The sequence below is a fragment of the Pseudomonas sp. rhizo66 genome (assembly GCF_031931925.1).
GTDB lineage: Bacteria > Pseudomonadota > Gammaproteobacteria > Pseudomonadales > Pseudomonadaceae > Aquipseudomonas.
On sequence record NZ_JAUJWZ010000013.1, the window covers coordinates 133,436 to 151,741 of the forward strand.

14 protein-coding genes and 1 tRNA gene are annotated in these 18,306 nt (G+C 60.0%); 3 read left to right on the top strand and 12 right to left on the bottom strand.

The genetic code is table 11. The features are described from left to right. Positions 1–141: 141 nt before the first annotated feature. Positions 142–1,584, bottom strand: coding sequence for an NADP-dependent succinate-semialdehyde dehydrogenase (gabD, locus tag QZR14_RS16985; RefSeq protein ID WP_093440380.1), 1,443 nt, complete (start codon positions 1,582–1,584; stop codon positions 142–144). Positions 1,585–2,027: 443 nt separating this feature from the next. Between gabD and QZR14_RS16990 the strand changes: the two genes are divergently transcribed. Both QZR14_RS16990 and QZR14_RS16995 read left to right on the top strand, forming a co-directional pair. Further along, positions 2,028–2,104, top strand: a tRNA-Arg gene (locus QZR14_RS16990). Between the two features lie 287 nt (positions 2,105–2,391). Next, a complete protein-coding gene (locus QZR14_RS16995; RefSeq protein ID WP_311997184.1) occupies positions 2,392–3,393 on the top strand; it encodes a restriction endonuclease in 1,002 nt (333 codons plus the stop codon). Positions 3,394–3,642: 249 nt separating this feature from the next. Here the strand turns inward: QZR14_RS16995 and QZR14_RS17000 are convergent, their stop codons facing one another. The 5 genes from QZR14_RS17000 to QZR14_RS17020 form a co-directional block, all read right to left on the bottom strand. Beyond that, on the bottom strand, positions 3,643–3,909 hold the full coding sequence (locus QZR14_RS17000) for a hypothetical protein (protein ID WP_311997185.1): 267 nt from the start codon (positions 3,907–3,909) through the stop codon (positions 3,643–3,645). A gap of 20 nt (positions 3,910–3,929) precedes the next feature. Beyond that, positions 3,930–4,517, bottom strand: a complete 588-nt coding sequence (locus QZR14_RS17005; protein ID WP_311997186.1) for a hypothetical protein — start codon at positions 4,515–4,517, stop codon at positions 3,930–3,932. Continuing rightward, positions 4,514–5,095 carry an RNA polymerase sigma factor gene (locus QZR14_RS17010; RefSeq protein WP_250606529.1) on the bottom strand — a complete coding sequence of 194 codons (582 nt, stop codon included), beginning with the start codon at positions 5,093–5,095 and terminating at the stop codon, positions 4,514–4,516. The genes QZR14_RS17005 and QZR14_RS17010 overlap by 4 nt, the downstream gene beginning before the upstream one ends. A gap of 30 nt (positions 5,096–5,125) precedes the next feature. Continuing rightward, entirely contained in the window at positions 5,126–6,805 is a 1,680-nt protein-coding gene (locus QZR14_RS17015) for a vWA domain-containing protein (protein ID WP_311997187.1), read from the bottom strand. Positions 6,806–6,891: 86 nt separating this feature from the next. Next, positions 6,892–7,452, bottom strand: coding sequence for a YbhB/YbcL family Raf kinase inhibitor-like protein (locus tag QZR14_RS17020; protein WP_250606486.1), 561 nt, complete (start codon positions 7,450–7,452; stop codon positions 6,892–6,894). A 139-nt stretch (positions 7,453–7,591) separates the two neighbouring features. Between QZR14_RS17020 and QZR14_RS17025 the strand changes: the two genes are divergently transcribed. Continuing rightward, positions 7,592–9,115, top strand: a complete 1,524-nt coding sequence (locus QZR14_RS17025) for an FAD-dependent oxidoreductase (RefSeq protein WP_311997188.1) — start codon at positions 7,592–7,594, stop codon at positions 9,113–9,115. 96 nt (positions 9,116–9,211) lie between these two features. Here the strand turns inward: QZR14_RS17025 and pgaD are convergent, their stop codons facing one another. From pgaD to QZR14_RS17055, 6 genes are all read right to left on the bottom strand, one after another. After that, complete coding sequence (pgaD, locus tag QZR14_RS17030) at positions 9,212–9,745, bottom strand: poly-beta-1,6-N-acetyl-D-glucosamine biosynthesis protein PgaD (RefSeq protein ID WP_250606488.1); 534 nt, start codon at positions 9,743–9,745, stop codon at positions 9,212–9,214. Continuing rightward, positions 9,742–11,097 carry a poly-beta-1,6-N-acetyl-D-glucosamine synthase gene (gene pgaC / locus QZR14_RS17035; protein ID WP_311997189.1) on the bottom strand — a complete coding sequence of 452 codons (1,356 nt, stop codon included), beginning with the start codon at positions 11,095–11,097 and terminating at the stop codon, positions 9,742–9,744. Before pgaC ends, pgaD begins: the two co-directional genes overlap by 4 nt. Position 11,098: 1 nt before the next feature. Further along, entirely contained in the window at positions 11,099–13,096 is a 1,998-nt protein-coding gene (pgaB, locus tag QZR14_RS17040) for a poly-beta-1,6-N-acetyl-D-glucosamine N-deacetylase PgaB (protein WP_250606489.1), read from the bottom strand. A 12-nt stretch (positions 13,097–13,108) separates the two neighbouring features. After that, complete coding sequence (gene pgaA, locus QZR14_RS17045) at positions 13,109–15,589, bottom strand: poly-beta-1,6 N-acetyl-D-glucosamine export porin PgaA (RefSeq protein WP_311997190.1); 2,481 nt, start codon at positions 15,587–15,589, stop codon at positions 13,109–13,111. A gap of 249 nt (positions 15,590–15,838) precedes the next feature. Then, positions 15,839–17,344, bottom strand: a complete 1,506-nt coding sequence (locus tag QZR14_RS17050; RefSeq protein WP_250606491.1) for a YdgA family protein — start codon at positions 17,342–17,344, stop codon at positions 15,839–15,841. Positions 17,345–17,592: 248 nt separating this feature from the next. Beyond that, positions 17,593–18,228, bottom strand: a complete 636-nt coding sequence (locus QZR14_RS17055) for an NADH:ubiquinone oxidoreductase subunit N (protein WP_250606492.1) — start codon at positions 18,226–18,228, stop codon at positions 17,593–17,595. Positions 18,229–18,306: the final 78 nt, after the last annotated feature.

Below are 18,306 nucleotides of genomic sequence, written 5' to 3' on the forward strand. Positions count from 1 at the left end.
TAAGCGGGAGAAATCGACGGTGGCAGCATGCGATGATCGACTGCCACGGCGTTCCTGGCCGCAGAGAAAATTCCGGTTTGAAACGACGCAAAGGGACAGCGCTCTCGTGCCCTTTGCGTTTACAGCGATCTCTTACAGGGCTTAGATGCCCAGGCAGAGGTATTTGATTTCCAGGTAATCTTCGATGCCGTACTTGGAGCCTTCACGGCCCAGGCCCGAGGCCTTGATGCCGCCGAATGGCGCGACTTCGTTGGAGATCAGCCCGGTGTTGACGCCGACCATGCCGTATTCCAGCGCTTCAGCAACACGGAACACACGACCGAGGTCGCGAGCGTAGAAGTAGGAGGCCAGACCGAACTCGGTGTCGTTGGACATGGCGATCACTTCGGCTTCGTCTTTGAAACGGAACAACGGCGCCAGCGGACCGAAGGTTTCTTCCTTGGCCACAGCAGCGTTTTTCGGCACGTTAGTGAGGATGGTCGGCTCGAAGAAGTTGCCTTCCATTGGCTTGCCGCCAGCCAGCACGGTGGCGCCTTTGGCTACGGCGTCAGCGATGTGCTCTTGCACCTTGGCCACGGCTTTTTCGTCGATCAGCGGGCCAGTGGTGGTGCCGTCTTCCAGACCGTTGCCGATCTTCAGTTTGGCCACGGCCACTTTCAGCTTCTCGGCGAACGCGTCGTAGACCGAATCCTGAATGTACAGACGGTTGGCGCAGACGCAGGTCTGCCCGTTGTTGCGGTACTTGGAAATGATCGCGCCTTCGACGGCCTTATCCAGGTCCGCGTCGTCAAACACGATGAACGGCGCGTTGCCGCCCAGTTCCAGCGAAACTTTCTTGATGTCCTTGGCGCATTCCGACATCAGCTGACGACCGATTTCGGTCGAACCGGTGAAGGACAGCTTGCGCACGATCGGGTTGCTGGTCAGCTCGCTGCCGATGTCGCCAGCGCTGCCGGAGACCACGCTGAACACGCCCGCAGGAATACCCGCGCGCTGAGCCAGTTCGGCCAAGGCGAAAGCGGAGAATGGCGTTTGCGAAGCAGGCTTGAGCACCATGGTGCAACCGGCAGCCAGCGCAGGGCCGGCCTTACGGGTGATCATCGCGGCCGGGAAGTTCCACGGGGTAATTGCCGCGGTCACGCCGATTGGCTGCTTGATCACGATCAGGCGCTTGTCTGGCTGGTGGCCCGGAATCACATCACCGTAGATGCGCTTGGCTTCCTCGGCGAACCACTCGATGAACGAAGCGGCGTAAACGATTTCGCCTTTGGCTTCGGCCAGCGGCTTGCCCTGCTCGAGGGTCATCAGACGCGCGAGGTCGTCCTGGTTCTCGATCATCAGTTCGAACCAGCGACGCAGCTTGCCGGCACGCTCTTTGGCGGTCAGTGCACGCCAGGCCGGCAGCGCTTTGTCAGCGGCTTCGATGGCACGGCGGGTTTCGGCGGCGCCCATTTTTGGCACGGTACCGAGGATTTCGCCGGTGGCCGGGTTGTTGACCTTGATCGTCTGACCGTTGTCCGCATCGACCCAAGCGCCATCAATGAAGGCTTGCTGGCGGAACAACAGGGTGTCTTTAAGCTGCATGTCGGCTTTCCTTAACAGCACCGCGGCCTGCGCGGAGCAAAATTATGATTGTAGAAAGGCGCCTCGCAAGGCTGCCGTCAGGGAAATCAGAGACCGGGCGTGGCGCATCAACCGTGCACGATTCGAAACACCGGCGCTTCAACGCCCGGTCAACGAGCGTTTGAAATCTCAAACGGATCGTAGGATCAAAGGGGTTAAAGGACAATAGGTCGTTCGAAAAAAAGAACAAAAACGGCGTGTTTGTGGAATTTTTCAGATCAACGCGCCTAAAGCCTCAGCCGCAGCAAAACCATAGAACAGTCCCGCAAAAGCGCCAAGCGAGGGTTTTGCAGGACGTTACCGCTTTATGGAATACCGCGATTTGCGCGGACACGCGTACTGACAATACCTGCTCAAACCCAGCATGGACGCCCCGAGCCGACCTAGGTATGATGTCGCCCGCTGCACCAGTAGCTCAGCTGGATAGAGTACTGCCCTCCGAAGGCAGGGGTCGTGGGTTCGAATCCCGCCTGGTGCACCATTGATTTAAACGAGAAAGCCCCGGACTGTGATGGTTCGGGGCTTTTTTGTGGGCGTTGGTTTTTTCTGGCAAATGATTCGCAAGGCTTGGACAGATGGGGCAGTTGTCAACTTAGAGTTGACAACTGCCCCATCTGTCCAAGGACTAAACGTTATCGAAGATATTTTCAGCATTTGCCGCCCATGACTAAAGTATCTACCTTACTCTGCGATTCTTGCGATGCGCGACGAGATGTCGCTCGGGAAAACTAGCAATCGCATACGAAAATCAAAAACCAAGGAGGTGATATGACCAAGATGTGGATGATCCGTGGCGAGTCTGGTCGCCTGTACGATGATTTCCGAGAGCGCGGCGTGGTCGCAATCGGATGGTCGCAGCTCGCACCGCTTGCCAAGCCAGGGATGTCGCGCAAGGAAGTCACTCGCCTCTATCAAGACATTGAGCCCAACATCAAACCCGGCACAGCCATATCAGGTGCATCGCAGGTTTGGCGCTTTATCAATGAAATTCAGCCCGGCGATTGGGTCGTTACGTACTCTCCCGCCAACCGCACCTATCTCGTCGGCAAGATCATCGGTGATTTCAAACATAACCCTGATTTGGCCGACCTCGGCATGTCACTGACACGCCCAGTGCAGTGGATCGATCAAGAAGTCGACCGAGATAGCCTCACCTCTTCGAGCAAAAACAGTCTCGGCTCAACACTTACGGTGTTCGTCGTTCCGGACTTTGCGCTCCAAGAATTGAAAGCGATGGCCGCTGGAAACAAGCCTCCTGCGCTACCGCCAGTTGAAGAAGAATATCCGGACAGCGATCCTCTGGCAGGAATGGAAAGTCTGGCGCTCGAACGTATCAAGGATTTGATCAGCGCCTTACCTTGGGACGATATGCAGCACCTTGTTGCCGGGATTTTGCGAGCGATGGGTTACAAGACACAGGTTTCCCCGGCCGGCCCTGATCGCGGGAAGGACATCATCGCATCACCGGATGGCTTCGGATTCGAGAATCCACGAATCATCGTGGAGGTTAAGCACCGCAAAGAGCAGATGGGCAGTCAGCAAATCCGTAGCTTCCTTGGTGGACGGCACAAGGATGATCGGGGGCTTTATGTCAGTACCGGCGGTTTCAGCAAGGACGCTTACTACGAAGCCGAGCGTGCCAATGTACCGCTGACGCTTTGGACGCTGGACAACCTGGTGCGCGCGTTGATTGAGCATTATGGGCAGACGGATTCGGAAACCAAGCGGTTGATACCGCTAAAGATGACGTACCTGCCTGTTGCTGTCTGACACGCTGATGTTCTAACTCTCGAACGATACCCGACCAGAGTTTCAAAACTGGGCAACCATCAAGTAAAACTTGACGGTTCGAGCCTTGTACTTGAGTCGGGTCAGATAGCTTCTTGGGTAGTTTCTGAGGCAGTTCTTGGGTAGTTTCTTGGGTAGCCCCAAGAAAATTGACCGTTGTTCCTCTAGCATCACTGTCCGACCACCCTCAACGCTCGGTAATTAGAGGGTGGTGGAGCTACGCGATGAATGTCACTCCGTCGTCCAGTCAAACTCGTCGTAATCATCGTCGACTTCTTCCTCCTCAACTTCCTCAAAAACATCGTCTTCCTCAACGACATCTTCTTCCGGCTGGTTAAGCAGAAATTCCTTACGCGCTTCAGTAATCGCGCGCCGCATCTCTTCGCCCTTGTCCGGGCAGTTGAGCAGTTGGGCGATGCGGTCAATTTTTGCTGCCACGTTGTCCTCCAGCGTATTGGCAATGCCCCGATAGTGCGCGTTTTTGCGGGGCAATGCCAAATGGCTGGGGCATCAGTCGGTCATTTTTTCTGCAACTGTAGGAGTCGGGCGTCGAGATCGGCGTTCGGGTAGCGTTTGTGCAGGTTGTTGAACAGGCTGTCGGCGGCCTGCGATTGGCCGGATTCGCGCAGACGCAGGACTTCGCGCAGTTGCGCGTCGAGGCCATTGGCCGGGGCGGCGCTGCGTTTACTCAGTTTGGCTTCGTCGGCGCTGATGGCTTCGCTTTGCTGCGGTGCGGCCATTTCCGCCATTGGCGCGGGTGCGGCCATGCCGCCGGCGGGTGCTGGCAATGCTTCGGGGGCTTGTTTACGCATCAGCGGTGCGGCAAGTTTGGCAGCCGGGGCGAAGTCGTATTGCCCTTGCGGCTCGGGCGCGCGTTGTACCAGCGATAACATCAGGGCGACACCAACGAGGCTGGCGAACGCCACTTGCCAGCGTGGTTTGCGGCAGGCGTCGAGCCAGCGTTGCCACAGACCTGGCTGTGGTGACGGGGTTTCGCGGCGGGCCGCCTCAAGAATGAATGCATCAAGGTGTGCAGGTGGCTCGGCATGCTGCTCACGGTAATGCTTGAGCAGTTGTTCTTCGGGATTCTGGCGGGCGTCAGTCATGTCAGTACCTCCTCGGCCAGCAGCCGACGCAGTTTTTGCTGGGCGTAGCGCAAGCGGCTTTTGACGGTTTCCAGCGGTGTTTCAGTGAGGCTGGCGATTTGTGCCAGGTCGAGGTCGCCGTGGGCGCGCAGCAGGAACACTTCGCGTTGGTCGGCGGGCAGGGTTTGCAGGGCGCTTTCCAGGCGTTGGCTGTCACGGCTGAGGCTAAGCAGTTGTTCGGGATCGTTCGTCTCATCGCTGACCGCGTGATTTTGCTCGTCGTAGCTGTCGTGCAGCGGTTGGCGGGCGCCGTGTTTGCGCCAGTGGTCGATCAGGCGATTGCGGGCAATCTGAAACAGCCATGTACGAAATGTCGCCCGCCCTTGTGGCTGACTGGTGCTGCGGATCAGGCTGAGCCAGGTTTCCTGAAACACTTCGTCGGCCAGTTCCGGTTTGCCGCTCAACCCCAGTAAAAATCGGTACAAGCCTTGGCGATGGCGGGCGTACAAGATCTCGAACGCCGCGCCGTCGCCCTCGCGGTAACGCGCGAGCAGCGATTCATCGCTGCTGGCGGTTGAGCTGTCTGCCGAGGCAAACAGCTGACTGATAAAGCCTTTCAGACGACTCACTTATTCAATCCGTCGTTCAGTGGCCAGCGCGTTCGAAGCGCTCGCGGTACGCAGACTTTGTGCCAGCTCGACCAATTGCACGAACTCGTTGCGCAAACCGAAGCGGTCATCGCCGCGAGCGCCACGGGCCAGCGCTTCGGTGTCTTTCAGGCTGAAGTCGCCGGTGTAGCGAGCGTCCTTGAGTTGCTGGGAAAACGCGGCGACGGCGGCGGCAAAACGCAGATCCTCGCTGGCGGTTGCAACCTGATTGGCGATGGGCCGTTCGATCAGCAGACTTTTCCCACCTTCGGGACGCTGATAACGCACACGCAGCATCGCCAATTCTCCGCTCTTTGCCGAAACAGCGGCGTCGGAATTGCCGTAACGCAGCGGTTCCAGCCAGCCTTTCTCGCCCGCCGGGACAATTTCGTACAACGCGGTCACCGTATGTCCTGCGCCGATTTCGCCGGCATCGACTTTGTCATTGCTGAAATCCTCACGCTTCAACGCACGGTTTTCGTAGCCGAGCAGGCGATATTCGCTGACCTGCGCCGGGTTGAACTCCACCTGCAGTTTGACGTTCTGCGCCACAACGGCGAGGGTCGAACTCAACTGATCCACCAACACTTTGCGCGCCTCGCGCAGGTTGTCGATGTAGGCATAGTTGCCATTGCCGGCGTCGGCCAATTGTTCCATCAGGTGTTCATTGTAGTTATCCACACCGAAACCCAGGGTTGTCAGCGAAATCCCGGTTTTGCGTTTATCCACAGCCATTTGCTTGAGGCTGTCGAAGTCACTGATGCCGACATTGAAGTCACCGTCGGTGGCCAACAGGATGCGATTGATGCCTTTGGGGATGAAAGCCTGCTGCGCCATTTGATAGGCCAACTCGATGCCCGAAGCGCCAGCGGTCGAACCACCGGCGGTCAATTGCTCGATGGCAGTACGAATTTTCGCTTTGTCGCGTCCGGAAGTCGGCTCCAGCACCACTCTCGATTCACCGGCATACACCACCAGCGACACGCGATCCTGATCGCGCAACTGATCAACCAGCAGTTTCAGCGTGCTTTTGACCATCGGCAGGCCTTCGCGGCGATCCATCGAGCCGGACACGTCGACCAGAAACACCAGATTGGCCGGGGCCAGTTCCGCCACGGCGCGGTCGGAGGCCTTGATGCCGATGCGCAGTAAACGCGTATGCGGGTTCCACGGTGAAGCGGCCAGTTCGGTGGTCACGCCAAACGGCGAGCCATCGCTGGGCAACGCGTAATCGTAGGGGAAGTAATTGACCATTTCCTCCAGTCGCACGGCACCTTCCGGTGGCAGCCGACCTTGGTTGAGCAAGCGGCGGACATTGGCGTAGGCGCCCGTGTCGACATCAGCGCTGAAGGTTGAAACCGGAGTTTCGGCGACATTGTGGATCGGGTTGTCGGCCAGTTTTTGATACTGCTCGCGCGACTCGTCACGGTAGCCCTGTGGATAACTGTCTGCGCTGGGCATCGCGGCGAAACGGGCGATGGGCGCCGGCCGGACCATGCGCTTGGCCATCGCCCCACCCGCTATTGCGGCTTCCTGCTGAACCAGCACTTCAGGCTGTGCCGCCGGTGGCACAACCGCAGAATCGGGTGTGGAAGACGCACCGCAACCGGCGAGCGCCAGCAGCACACCAACCGCAACAGGACGCAAAAGAGAAAGAGACATGGGGGCTGACCTCGGGATGAAGTTGATCATTCATCCCGTGAGACGGGCAGCCCTTTCAGTTCGGGTTAAACGCCGCGAAAAAATTTTCAGCGATGATAACGGCGCACCGCACTGCTGTTGCGCAGCACATGGCCTTTGATTTTTTCCATCAGCTCGGCGCGGGTCAGACCGGCCGGCAAGGCGTCTGGCGCCAGATCCAGCGCGTAAATCTGGATGATGTAGTGGTGCGCACTGTCGCCCACTGGCGGGCACGGCCCCATGTAATGGGTGTTGCCTTTGCTGTTGGTGCCGCCAACGCCTTCGAATGCGGATTTGGCACCGACGCCTGCCGCAATCTGGTGCGTGGTGGACTTGATGCCGTAGTGAATCCAGTGATCGACGCCCAGGCCTTTCTGGCCGTCAGGGTCGTGCATGACGATCGCGTAGCTCTGGGTGCCGGCAGGCCCGGCGTTCCAGCTCAGCGCCGGCGACTGGTTCTTGCCGCCGCAACCGGGCGCATCGCTGGCCGCGGCCGAGGTGAACAGGCGGTTATCGGAAACCCCCGGAATGCTCAGGGTGAAACGCTCTTGGGCCTGCGCCGGGAGCTGCACGCAAAGGGTGACGGCGAGGGCCGCCAGCCAGGGGTTGAGAGAGGTCAATCGGGTCATTCCGGGAGCACCTTGTGCAGTGGGGCCGTCGTCGGCCTGCAAACTATAGCTGTACCGTTCGTGCCGTGGCAGTAGCAAATGGCTGAACCTCGCACTACGGCGCAAACTCACAAGAGAAATGCCCGCGAGGAAGCCGCTCATGCCCCTGCACCGTGTCGCCCGTATCGCCGATGTCCCTGAAGACCGTGGCCTGCAAGTTGAAATCGGCGACTGCAAGCTTGTGCTGTTGCGTATCAACGGCCAGCTACGCGCGTTTCAGGGCGAATGTCCACATGCCGGCGCGCCGTTGGCCGAGGGTGCGTTGTGTCACGGACGCCTGATCTGCCCTTGGCACAAAGCTGCGTTTCGCGCCGAGGATGGCGCGTTGTGTGAGCCCCCTGCGCTCGACAGTCTCAAGCGCTATCCGCTGGAACTGCGTGGCGACGAGGTTTGGGTCGATGAACAGCCATTGCCCGATCCGCATACGCCTCCAGCGGATGATTCGCGTACGTTCGTGATTGTCGGTGCCGGAGCTGCAGGTACGGCGTGCGCGGCGGCGTTACGGGAAAAGGGTTTCGGTGGCCGGATTGTGATGATCGATCGCGAGGAGGCTGCCGGCTACGACCGCACGGTACTGAGCAAATTTGTTCTCGCCGGGGAAATGCCGGCGGCAGAAACCCCGGCGTTGCGCGACGAAGTTTTCTATAAACAGCAACGCATCGAACGCCTGCACAGCGAAATCACCGCACTGGACGCCCAGGCCAAAACCCTGCAGCTCAACGACGGCCAGAGCCTGAACTACGACACCGCCGTACTGGCCACGGGTGGCGAGCCCAACCCGCTGGATTTGCCTGGGGCTGAGCTGCCCAACGTGTTCGTCCTGCGCTCAAAAGCCCAGGCCGAACAGATCATGAACACTGCCAGACCGGACCAGCGCGCCGTCATCATCGGCGACAGCTTCATCGCCCTCGAATGCGCATCGGCCCTGCGCCAATATGGCCTCGACGTCACGGTACTGGCTCGCCACGCGATTCCCTTCGCTGCGCAATTCGGTGAAGCCGTGGGCCAGGCGATCCGCGCACTGCACGAACAGAACGGGGTGAAATTCATCACCGAACACTCAGCCACGGAGATCATCGGCGATGGCAAGGTCGAGGCCGTGCTGCTGGACAATGGCCTGCGTCTTTCGGCAGATCTGGTGCTGGCCGGGGTCGGCGTGCACCCGGCCACCGAGGCATTCGCGGCACTGCCGAAAGAAAAAGATCGGTCATTGCGCGTTGATGGCGGCCTGCGCGTCACCGAAGGCCTATGGGCCATCGGTGACATCGCCACGTTTCCGCTGAACGGCCAGCCGCAACGCATCGAACACTGGCGCCTGGCCCAGCAACACGCACGCATCGCCGCTGCCAATATGCTCGGTGGCGAAGAGCGTTACCTCGACGTACCGTTTTTCTGGACCTGGCATTTCGGCAAGAATTACGACTACCTCGGCCACGCCGAACACTGGGATGAGGTCGAGTTTCTCGGCGAGCCTGAACATCCGCCATTTATTGGTCTGTTCGGTAGAAACGGTGTGCTGGTCGCTGCAGTCGCTTGCGAGAAGGAACGGGCGATGGCGCTGCTGGCCGAGCGAATGAAGCAACCGCTGGCAATGGAAGAGGCCTGGACATTGATCCGCGACTGAAACAAACCCGTGTAGGAGCTGCCGAAGGCTGCGATCTTTTGACTTTAAAGATCAACAGATCGCAGCCTTCGGCAGCTCCTACACAGGGTTCACCATTCAGGTAATACGATTCACCGGTTCGCGATTATCGTCATCTTCAGCATGCAGAAAGATCACCCGCGGGTGCTCCAGCGGTGCCAGCGGCGGTGGCAATTCCTGCGGTTGAACCGGCCAGAAATGCGTCACCACATGGCTGATGTCGCCCTCCTGATCGTTGTGAATGGTCATCACCCCAGGCGTGCGCAGTTTCTGGAAGCGATCGTCGCAAAGCTTGAAGCTCTTGCTCAGCCCCGCATCGTCGATCACCGGCGATGGTAGACGGCGCTGGGCGAAGCTGCGGCTTTTGCGCTGCTGATAACGCGCCCAACCAATCAGAATCACTGCATTGACCAAGGCCACCCACAGATAGATCTGCAAGGTGCCCAGCGCTTCGAACGCTGAATTGTCGATGCGCGGCCCACCCGCGTGAGTTTCGATCAACGGCCACAGTCCGCGTATCAGCAAAAACAGCAGCCCCACCCACGCCACCACGGTGAGAATCACATCGACCACGACCAGAAACGGCCGCTGGCGGGTCCGGATGATTTTCATTTGATGACCTCCTCTTCGTCGTCGCCGATCGGTTTGATGCCGCGGTCAGGGCTGACCCAACGCGCACGTTTCTGATGTTGGCCGAACAAGACTTTCGGGAAGCTGACCAGCGTGGTCAGCAAACTGACAAACCAGAATGCGATCGGGTACCAGACCACCCAGAACATGGTCTTGCCCAACCCCGGCTCGTAGCGCCGGTCGATGATGATGCTGACGGCGAACTGCACCAGGCAGACAAACGCCAGTAGCAACCCGGTGAATGCCGGCGGCGTCAAATGATCCACCGCGATGGCTTCGGGCATGACCACGAACTTGCCGACACCCCAGAAGATCACCGACAACAGGAAGGTGAATGCCCAACCGGTCGACAGGCAGTATTCGAACAGCAGCGGCCACAGATACCGGTGACGGTACTGCCAGATGCCACGGATGTTCTTGAACAGCACTTCGGCGCCGCCCTGAGCCCAGCGCAGACGCTGCTTCCACAGTCCGCCGAGGGTTTCCGGCATGAGGATCCAGCACAGCGCGCGCGGCTCGTAGAAAATGCTCCAGTGGTCGAGTTGCAGCTTCCAGCTGATGTCGATGTCTTCGGTGATCATGTCCGGGCTCCAGTAACCGACGCGGTTCAGCGCGGTACGGCGGAACGCGACGATTACGCCGGACACGGTGAAAATCCGCCCGAACACCCGTTGTGTGCGTTTGATCAGGCCGATGATCGAGGAGAACTCACCGACCTGCACCCGCCCGACCAGCGTCGAGCGCGTACGTATCCGCGGGTTACCGGTGACTGCGCCAAGGCGTGCGTTATCCAGCATCGGCGCGACCAGATACGCAGCCGTGTTCGGTGCCAGCAGCGCGTCACCGTCGATGCACACCAGATACTCACTGCGCGCAGCAATCGCGCCCATGCGCAGAGCGACAGCCTTGCCCTGGTTTTCCGCCAGATGCAGCACGCGCAGACGCGGATCTTCCTTGGCCAGCGCATCGAGCACTTGCGCGGTGTTGTCCTTGGAGCCGTCGTTGATCGCGATGACTTCGATGTTCGGGTAATGCTGGGCCAGCGCCGCGTGGATCGTATCGGCGGCGTTGTCACCTTCGTTGTAGCAAGGGATCAGGATCGAGATCAGCGGCTCGCCTTCCAGTGGCGGTGGCAGGGTGTCGTCCTTCCACGGCCAGTGGCGCTCCCAGTGCAGCCAGAAGTACAGGCCACCGGCAATCCACAACCCGGACATGAACAACGGGTAGAAGAACACGAAGTCCATCAGGAACTGCCCGGTGACCAGGAAGATCAGCCCCAGCGGCACGCCGAGGACGAGCGCCAGAACAAGCAGGGCTAACAGTCTATCCAGCATGTTATGGATTCCATTTGTTGGAGAGGGCAGGCCTTACGGTTTTCAGGTCCGGCAGGTTGTCGAGGAAGTTGTCCGGGTAGTAGCCGAAACTGGTCGCGCCCTGACGCTTGAGACGGCCCATCCAGTCCGCCAGATGCGCACCGTCGATGTCGGCCTGATCCTTTTTCGTCCAGTCGCGGGCCTGCAATTCGAACACCGTGCGGTTCAGGGCTCCGGGACGCTTGCTGACGGTTTGCACCAGGGTTTCCAGCCACGGGCCGGACTCGGCCTGGGTCTGTTTTTCCATCAGCGGCATAGCCATTGGTGCGGTCCAGTCGTAGGTCTGCAGGAAATCGTCGAGGTTCTGTGCGTACCAGGCTTCACTGTCGGGATTGAGCATCGGCTCGGCGAAAATGTTGCGCGCGGTCAGCACCTGCGGGCCACGGATGGCGCGAACTTTGGCAGTCAGCTCGTTGGTGAAGTCGATCAGGTAGCGGCTCTTGAACCGCGTCCATCGCTGCAGGGCCGCCGGATCATCGCGCAACGCCGCGATCGAACCCGGCAAGCCGCTGGCCGCATAAGCTTTGAGCGCCGCAGGACTGGCATCTTCAAAGTCCGACAGAATCGCATCGTCGTGATAAAGGATGCCGTTGACCGAGGTCAGGCGCGCCAAGTCTTCGTAGATTTCACCGATGATCCGTCGCACTTCAGGATCGAACGGCGACAAGCGTTGGTACTGATCCGGATCCACCGAGGTGATGCCGGTTTTCGGGTCCCAACGGGTCACGCGCGGCAGTTTCGAGTCGAGACCAAAACTCAGCACCGGCATCCACGCAAAGACCTTCACGTTAGCGCGGGTACGTAGCTGCCAGGCGACGCGGTTAAAAATATCCGCACGTACCGGCAAGTGACGGTTCGGGAAGTACAGCGAGTGCACCAGACCGTCGCCCTTGGGATCAGCGAAGGCTTGCAGGAACACCGTGTTGGCGCCCATGTCGGCCATGCGCTGCACCAGTTTGCCGAGGTTGATGTCCTGTTGCGCCGGGTCCGGGTCGTAGACGTTGTCCAGATCGACATGCACCACGCGCATGGCGAAATCCGACTGCACGCCGACGACGCTGTTGGCGAAATGCTGACCATCAGGGTCAGAGGCGACGAGGAAACGCGGGCTGCTCATCAGGTTGTCGAGAGCGTCGAGGCCGTCATCCAGGGTCAGGGCCATTTCATAGCCCTGCTCGCCGACCACGGTCAGCGATGTGCCGTCCGCCGCGCCATACGGCCAGACCCAGACGCGGGGTTTCTTGCCGGTGACCTTGCGGATTTTTTCCGAGATGTTGTTCACGTCGGTGCGGATCCGTGCCTGGAATTCGGCCTCGGATTCATAACGCTTAGTCAGCGGATCGTAGCGCCGGGTCGCGGCAGCAGGCTGCAGGTTGCCCTGCGGGTTGGCCAGAATGCCTTTGTGGTTGGCGTCGGTGTGCGCGGCGATTTCCACCAGACCGGATTGCGAGATCTCGCGCACCTGATCCCAGGTCAGGAAATCGGAACGTGCGCGCGGAGCGCCGGCGAAATCCACCGGTTGATTGAGCGGCGTGTCGATCCAGACGCCGACCGGCGCCAGCAACGCGTGCCAGTTATAGGCGCGCAGTACCGGCAGCACGCGGGTGTAGAAACTCGCATAACCATCGTCGAAACTGAGCAGGATCGCTTTCGCCGGCAGCTCCGGGCCGCCCTTGCGCGCGGCCATGATCTGGTCGACCGTCACCGGTTTGTAGCCGTTTTCGCGCAACCAGGCGAGCTGCTCGATCATGCGCTCGGTGCGCACCGCCACCACGGCCTGATCGGGATCGCGGTCTTCAACATCGTGATAGGCGATGCCGAGCACGTGATTTTTCGGCCAGGGTTTTTCACTGGCCGCCAGCGGACGCTCGGACGGCGGCGCGAAGGCCGGAGCTTGCTGGGCACAGGCGCTGACCAGCAGCACTCCCAGCAGAAGGATGCAACGCGAAATCAAAGGCATCTTCAAACTCTTCTAGAAGCGGAAAGTGAGGTCGACGAGCAGACGCAGATCGGTCTCCCGATCACCGTCGTAAGGCCGGTTGATCACACTGAACAAACCGCCCACTTCGAATACGTCGTTCCAGGCATAACGCTGACCGTAACCGAGCAGGGCCATGCCACCTGTGCCGTGATCACGCTGGCTGTACGTCCCCGCACCGGCCTGGAACTGCTGGCTCCAGGAGGTTTCGTAGCGGTGGTAGAGCACGTGATTGACGTTGACCAGCGGCATCACGCTGAAGTCGGATTTGGGGTTGAAGTACGGCACGTCATCGGACTTGGAGTTGTGGCTGGTGCCGACTTCCAGACCGGCATCGACCTGCACGTTCGGCGCGCTGTAGACGCCCTCGCGACCGGTGAGCAAGGCCTCGACGCGGTTGTTGCCGTCACTGAAGTGCGATGGGCTCACCGACAGACGCCACTCGCGGCTTTCGTTGGCGCGCCAGCGGATAAAACCGCTGCCACCATTGGCCTTGATGTCACTGTTGAGCGCGCGCAACGGCGTCTCGGCCGACAAGTATTCGAGGCTGCCGCCGTATTGCCAGTGGTCGTTGATGTCACGGGCGATCGCCAGCCGCGCGCCTTGTTTGTCGCCGAAACCATAGGAGTGGTTGGAGACTTCGGCTTCGAGGGTCATGTCGCGGGTGCGCCGCTCCAGACCGACACGCTGGAAGCGGTGGTGACCGGTGCCTTCGGCGAAGTCGCCGGTGGCATAGCCGGCCCCGGCGAACACGCGCCAGTCCTCATCGATGGGCGGGCTGTACAGGGTGGTCTGGATGCCAAAATCGCGGCTGCCACTGACGGCGCCGGTATCGCCACTGCCGCCACCGTTGGCCTTGCCGCCGTAGGCTTCGACGCGCAGTTCGGACATGTCATGCACTTCGCGTTCACGGGCCAGACGCTGAACCTGGCGGTTATCCGGATAACGGGCGACGACGTCGTCGGTCAGCGCATCCATTTGCCGCCATTCCTGCAGTTCCATGGCTGTGTGGGCCTGGCCAATTTCCAGGCCCATGTCACGCGGCACCATGCTCTCGGTTTCCTTGAGCTGCATTTCTGCGCGGCGCGGCCATTGTCGGGCCAGGTACAGATCAGCCTGAGCCAGACGCAAACCAATGTTGCCGGGGGCCTGATCGACCAGAGTCTGCAAGCGTTCCTCGCCGTGCGGCAGGTCGGAACCGTAGGTGCCGGCCTGCGCCGCGAGTTGCTGGGCGTCCATCCATTCATCGTTGGGGTTGCCGATTGGCAATCCTTTCAGTTCGACACGCGGACGCTGGGACCTGGCGGCGTCTTCAGCGACTTTGCGCGCTTCATCGGCGCGGTCGCTTTCCAGCAACGCGTAGTACAGCGCGGTGCTGTCTTCGAGGCGATCACCGACATCGGCGTCCGGCGCCGCCAGCACTTGGCGATACAGGTCGGTGGCGATTTCCGGCTGGCGTTGATCCAGATACGACGCCGCCACCCAGCGCAGGGCGTAAGTCGGAATCTTCACGCCTTCGGCTTGCAGCTTCTGGTATTCGGTGATGACGTCAGCAGTGCGCGCCCGGGCCTTGAGTGCGCCCATGCGGTCGATGCGCCAGCGAATGACGTCGTCGTGAGCGGTGGCATCCGGCGTCCAGGTGGCGAGCAGTTTGTCGTAATCGGCCAGCGCGCGGTCGGCAATGACGTAGCGTTCTTTTTCGCTGCGGGTGGCGAGTTCGGCGAGACGCACACGCTCGGCGGCGAGATCGCCCTCGAGGCGACGCAACGTGACCGGATCGATCAACCCCGGACGTTGATTGGCCAGACGCAGCGCCGGTTCCGGCAGACGCGCCTTTTGCAGGGCGACCACGTATTCGCGAGCGACTTCCGGTTTAGTGCCGGCGCGCTTGAAGGCCTGATCGTATTCGAACAGGGCATCGTAAGGTTTGTTGTTGCGGGTCAGGGCGTAGCCCAGAGCCAGGCGCCGGGCAGGATCATCTGGCTTGGCCGCGACCAGCGCTTTGGCGCGGGTCACCGCTTCGTCGGGTTTGCCGGCATCCGCCTGGGTCAAGGCCAGGCCCAGTTGCAAGTCGGCGTTATCCGGCTCCAGCGCCAAGGCCTTGTTGTAGACCTGCGTGGCTTGATCCCAGCGTTTGAGGTTGCGATAGGCGCGGGCGGTGGCGGTCAGCGCCTGAACCGGCAGGGCGCGGTCGCGGCCCTGGGTTTCATAAACCTGCACCACTTCGGCATCGAGGCCGGCCCAACTGGCGATTTGCAGATGATCGCTGATCTGCCCGGTGGTCGACTGGCCCGGTGGCACCTGACGCAAGACCGTCAGCGCCGGCGTGTACTGCCCGGCACGGGCGTCGCGCACCATTTGATCGTAGGGGGTGTCGGCAAACGCCAGTGCCGGCCAGAGCAATTGGCTGCACAGCGCGACTCGGAACAAAGGGCGTAAACCACGATGTAATACAGGAACATCAATACGCGGCATTCGTCAGCATCCTTACATGGCCAGCCGGGTCGCAATGCCCTCCTTGCCCATTCGTAACGGTGGCCGCCAATGCACATGCAACGGCCAAGCTTAGTCAGGCAGTCTTGCACGCAAGCGTAGACCAATCTCCGGAACACAATAATTGTTCAGAATCGTGCTCCGGAAACGCTGAAAACCCGAACGCCAGACAGCAAAACGCCCGGCGTCTGTGCGATACAGAGGCCGGGCGTTGCTATTAAGAGCGCAGGATTACTGCACTTGCGTGACGCCTGCGAACTTGCTCATCAGGAAGCCGACGAACTGCTCAACGGTCATCTTCTGGCCGTTGAATTCGACCTGATTGGCGGCGTAATGCAGCTTGGTCACCACGTTGGTGCCATCGACAACGGCCAACTGCGAACCGACCGCCATCCCGGCGAACATGTCGGCCGCTTCCTTGGACTGATCGACAATGGCTTTGGCATCGGTCTGACCGTCGAGTTGCGCCTGCACACTGAGCAGATCGACCAGCATAGGCTTGGACACCTTAATGTTCAGGTCAAGCAGCGCGATCAGTTGCTTGCCCAGTTGATCCGGTGGCAGATCCATCGATTGCGGTTTGGTCAGGTCAATGACCAGATTGGCCTTGCTCTCACCGTTGGCGGTATTGAACGAGAGATTTTCCAGCGCGATCTGCGGGCCGGCAGCCAGCAGTTTCTGCAGATCGGCTTTGACTTGCGCGTTTTCAGCTTCGGTGAGGTTCAACTCCGGCGCTGGCAAGCCCTGAGCTGCAGCCTCGGCGGCAGCCTTTTCATACGGCTGCAATTTGGTCTGGTAGATCTGCATCAGCGACATCGTCGACGGGATGTCGAGGTTTTTCAGGCTCATGGCCATGTTTGCCGAGCCGATTTTCTTGTCGTTGAGGCTGATTTCGCCAATCTTGTAGTCCGCACGACCAGAGGCATTGCTGCCGGTTTCTTCGGTGAGGTTCTTCATTTCGAAGTTCTTCACGCCGAGTACCGATTGCTTGATGCCGAAGGTGGTCTTGCTGTTGCTCAGTTCCAGCGTGTTTTCGCCGGTGTAGTAGCCGTAGCTGCTCTTGGCGAGGTTGCTGGCCAGGGTCAGACCGTTGAGCTCGACCTGCACCGGCGCCTGGTCTTCAGCCACGGTCACCAGTTTCAGGTTGTCCATGTAGCCGTCTGCCTTGACCTTCTGCGCTTTGGCGTTGGCGGAGATGTTCATGGTCAGGCCGGAAAATTTCAGGCTCGACTGTTCATCCAGCGCGGTTTCGAACGGCAGCAGGTCGAGGGTGCTGGTGGTCGATTCGTCGTAGCCGATGCTGGTCACACCTTTGAGCGGCGCGGCGCCCTTGGTCGCGGCGAACCATTTCTCGGTGGCCGGATTCTTTTCCAGCTCATAGTTGCTGGTGGCCATGACCGGCAGCCACTTCAGTGAAACCAGACGCGAGAACGGCAGCGGGCCATGTTCGATGTGGTCTACGAACAGCAGCTCGACCGGCGCATCACCGAACATCTCGCCTTCACCTTTGAGGCGGTAGTGCGCGGTGCTGGTGAAGGTGTGGCGTTCCAGCGACACCAGTTCCAGCGACGCGGTGCCGTTGGAGCCGGCCATGGCGGTTTGCAGCTCTTGGTTGGCATTGCTGACGGCGTTGTTCAACACGCCTTCGATCTTGGTCCCGGTGTACCAGGCCCCGCCTGCGCTGATCGCGCCGATGGCAACAACAATTCCGAGAAGCACGCCTGCTGATTTATTCATGAATGACCTGATCGATTTCCGTGGCTGTGAGTGTGGTCGTCTTCCCTGAACCCGTGACCGGGTCGCGGCTCGACTGCGCTGAATTCAGCGGTGGAGATTAGCACCGGGCGCGCGAGCTGGCCCAATGTTTAAAGGTTAAAGAGTGTCTATGGACACTCGGGAAAGCAAAAAGATCGCAGCCTGCGGCAGCTCCTACAGAGAAACGCGTTCCAATGTAGGAGCTGCCGCAGGCTGCGATCTTTTGCTGTTCAGGAATACTGAACCTCAATCTCATCCAGCTGATGATCAAAGCTTTTGAGCCGCGCGGTCCAGGTGTAAACCAGAACCTCAAAATCCCGATCGATCACCGCCCCACCCGGCCCGTCGGCGCGCGGGTCGCAAAAGTCCAGTTGATAGCGCTCGCGGGCCATGGCCGTGGCGACATCCGACAATTCGCGGGCGTTGTTCAACCAATGCCAGCCCTCGCCTTCAATCTGCTTGTCGAGTTCCAGGCACTGCTTTTTCAGCGCTTCGAGGCTTTTTTCCAGCGGCGTGCCGGTGAGTTCGCCCATGACTTCGGCGAAGGTCCGTCCCGGCTGCCAGTAACTGCCCCAGAAATATCGGTCGAACACGGTTTCGACCCGGCGCAGGGCAACTTTGGTGTCCCAGATCAGCACCAGGGTCTTGCCCTGTTCGAGGTGTTTTTTCTTGACCCGCTGCACCTGAACCGACGCCCACGCCACGACGACGATTGCCATGACCGCGATCAACGCGACGGCGCTATCGAGGAAAACCATGGCCTTGTCGATCTGATGAGCCAGCATGATGCCGTAGAAATAGGTGGCCGAGAGCAGCACCAGCGCTGTGAGGGCGCACCAGAAGCCGAGAGCGTAAGGGTTTTTCATTATTGGTTTCCCCTAGACCAGCGCTAGCAATGTGCGCTGAAAGGGCGCCTTGCTCGGGGCACCCTTCCAACACTTCAA

Coding starts and splice junctions, on each gene's coding strand:
- gabD (WP_093440380.1), bottom strand. CDS start 1,584: ATGCAGCTTAAAGACACCCTGTTGTTCCGCCAGCAAGCCTTCATTGAT.
- QZR14_RS16995 (WP_311997184.1), top strand. CDS start 2,392: ATGACCAAGATGTGGATGATCCGTGGCGAGTCTGGTCGCCTGTACGAT.
- QZR14_RS17005 (WP_311997186.1), bottom strand. CDS start 4,517: ATGACTGACGCCCGCCAGAATCCCGAAGAACAACTGCTCAAGCATTAC.
- QZR14_RS17015 (WP_311997187.1), bottom strand. CDS start 6,805: ATGTCTCTTTCTCTTTTGCGTCCTGTTGCGGTTGGTGTGCTGCTGGCG.
- QZR14_RS17020 (WP_250606486.1), bottom strand. CDS start 7,452: ATGACCCGATTGACCTCTCTCAACCCCTGGCTGGCGGCCCTCGCCGTC.
- QZR14_RS17025 (WP_311997188.1), top strand. CDS start 7,592: ATGCCCCTGCACCGTGTCGCCCGTATCGCCGATGTCCCTGAAGACCGT.
- pgaD (WP_250606488.1), bottom strand. CDS start 9,745: ATGAAAATCATCCGGACCCGCCAGCGGCCGTTTCTGGTCGTGGTCGAT.
- pgaC (WP_311997189.1), bottom strand. CDS start 11,097: ATGCTGGATAGACTGTTAGCCCTGCTTGTTCTGGCGCTCGTCCTCGGC.
- pgaB (WP_250606489.1), bottom strand. CDS start 13,096: ATGCCTTTGATTTCGCGTTGCATCCTTCTGCTGGGAGTGCTGCTGGTC.
- pgaA (WP_311997190.1), bottom strand. CDS start 15,589: ATGCCGCGTATTGATGTTCCTGTATTACATCGTGGTTTACGCCCTTTG.
- QZR14_RS17050 (WP_250606491.1), bottom strand. CDS start 17,344: ATGAATAAATCAGCAGGCGTGCTTCTCGGAATTGTTGTTGCCATCGGC.
- QZR14_RS17055 (WP_250606492.1), bottom strand. CDS start 18,228: ATGAAAAACCCTTACGCTCTCGGCTTCTGGTGCGCCCTCACAGCGCTG.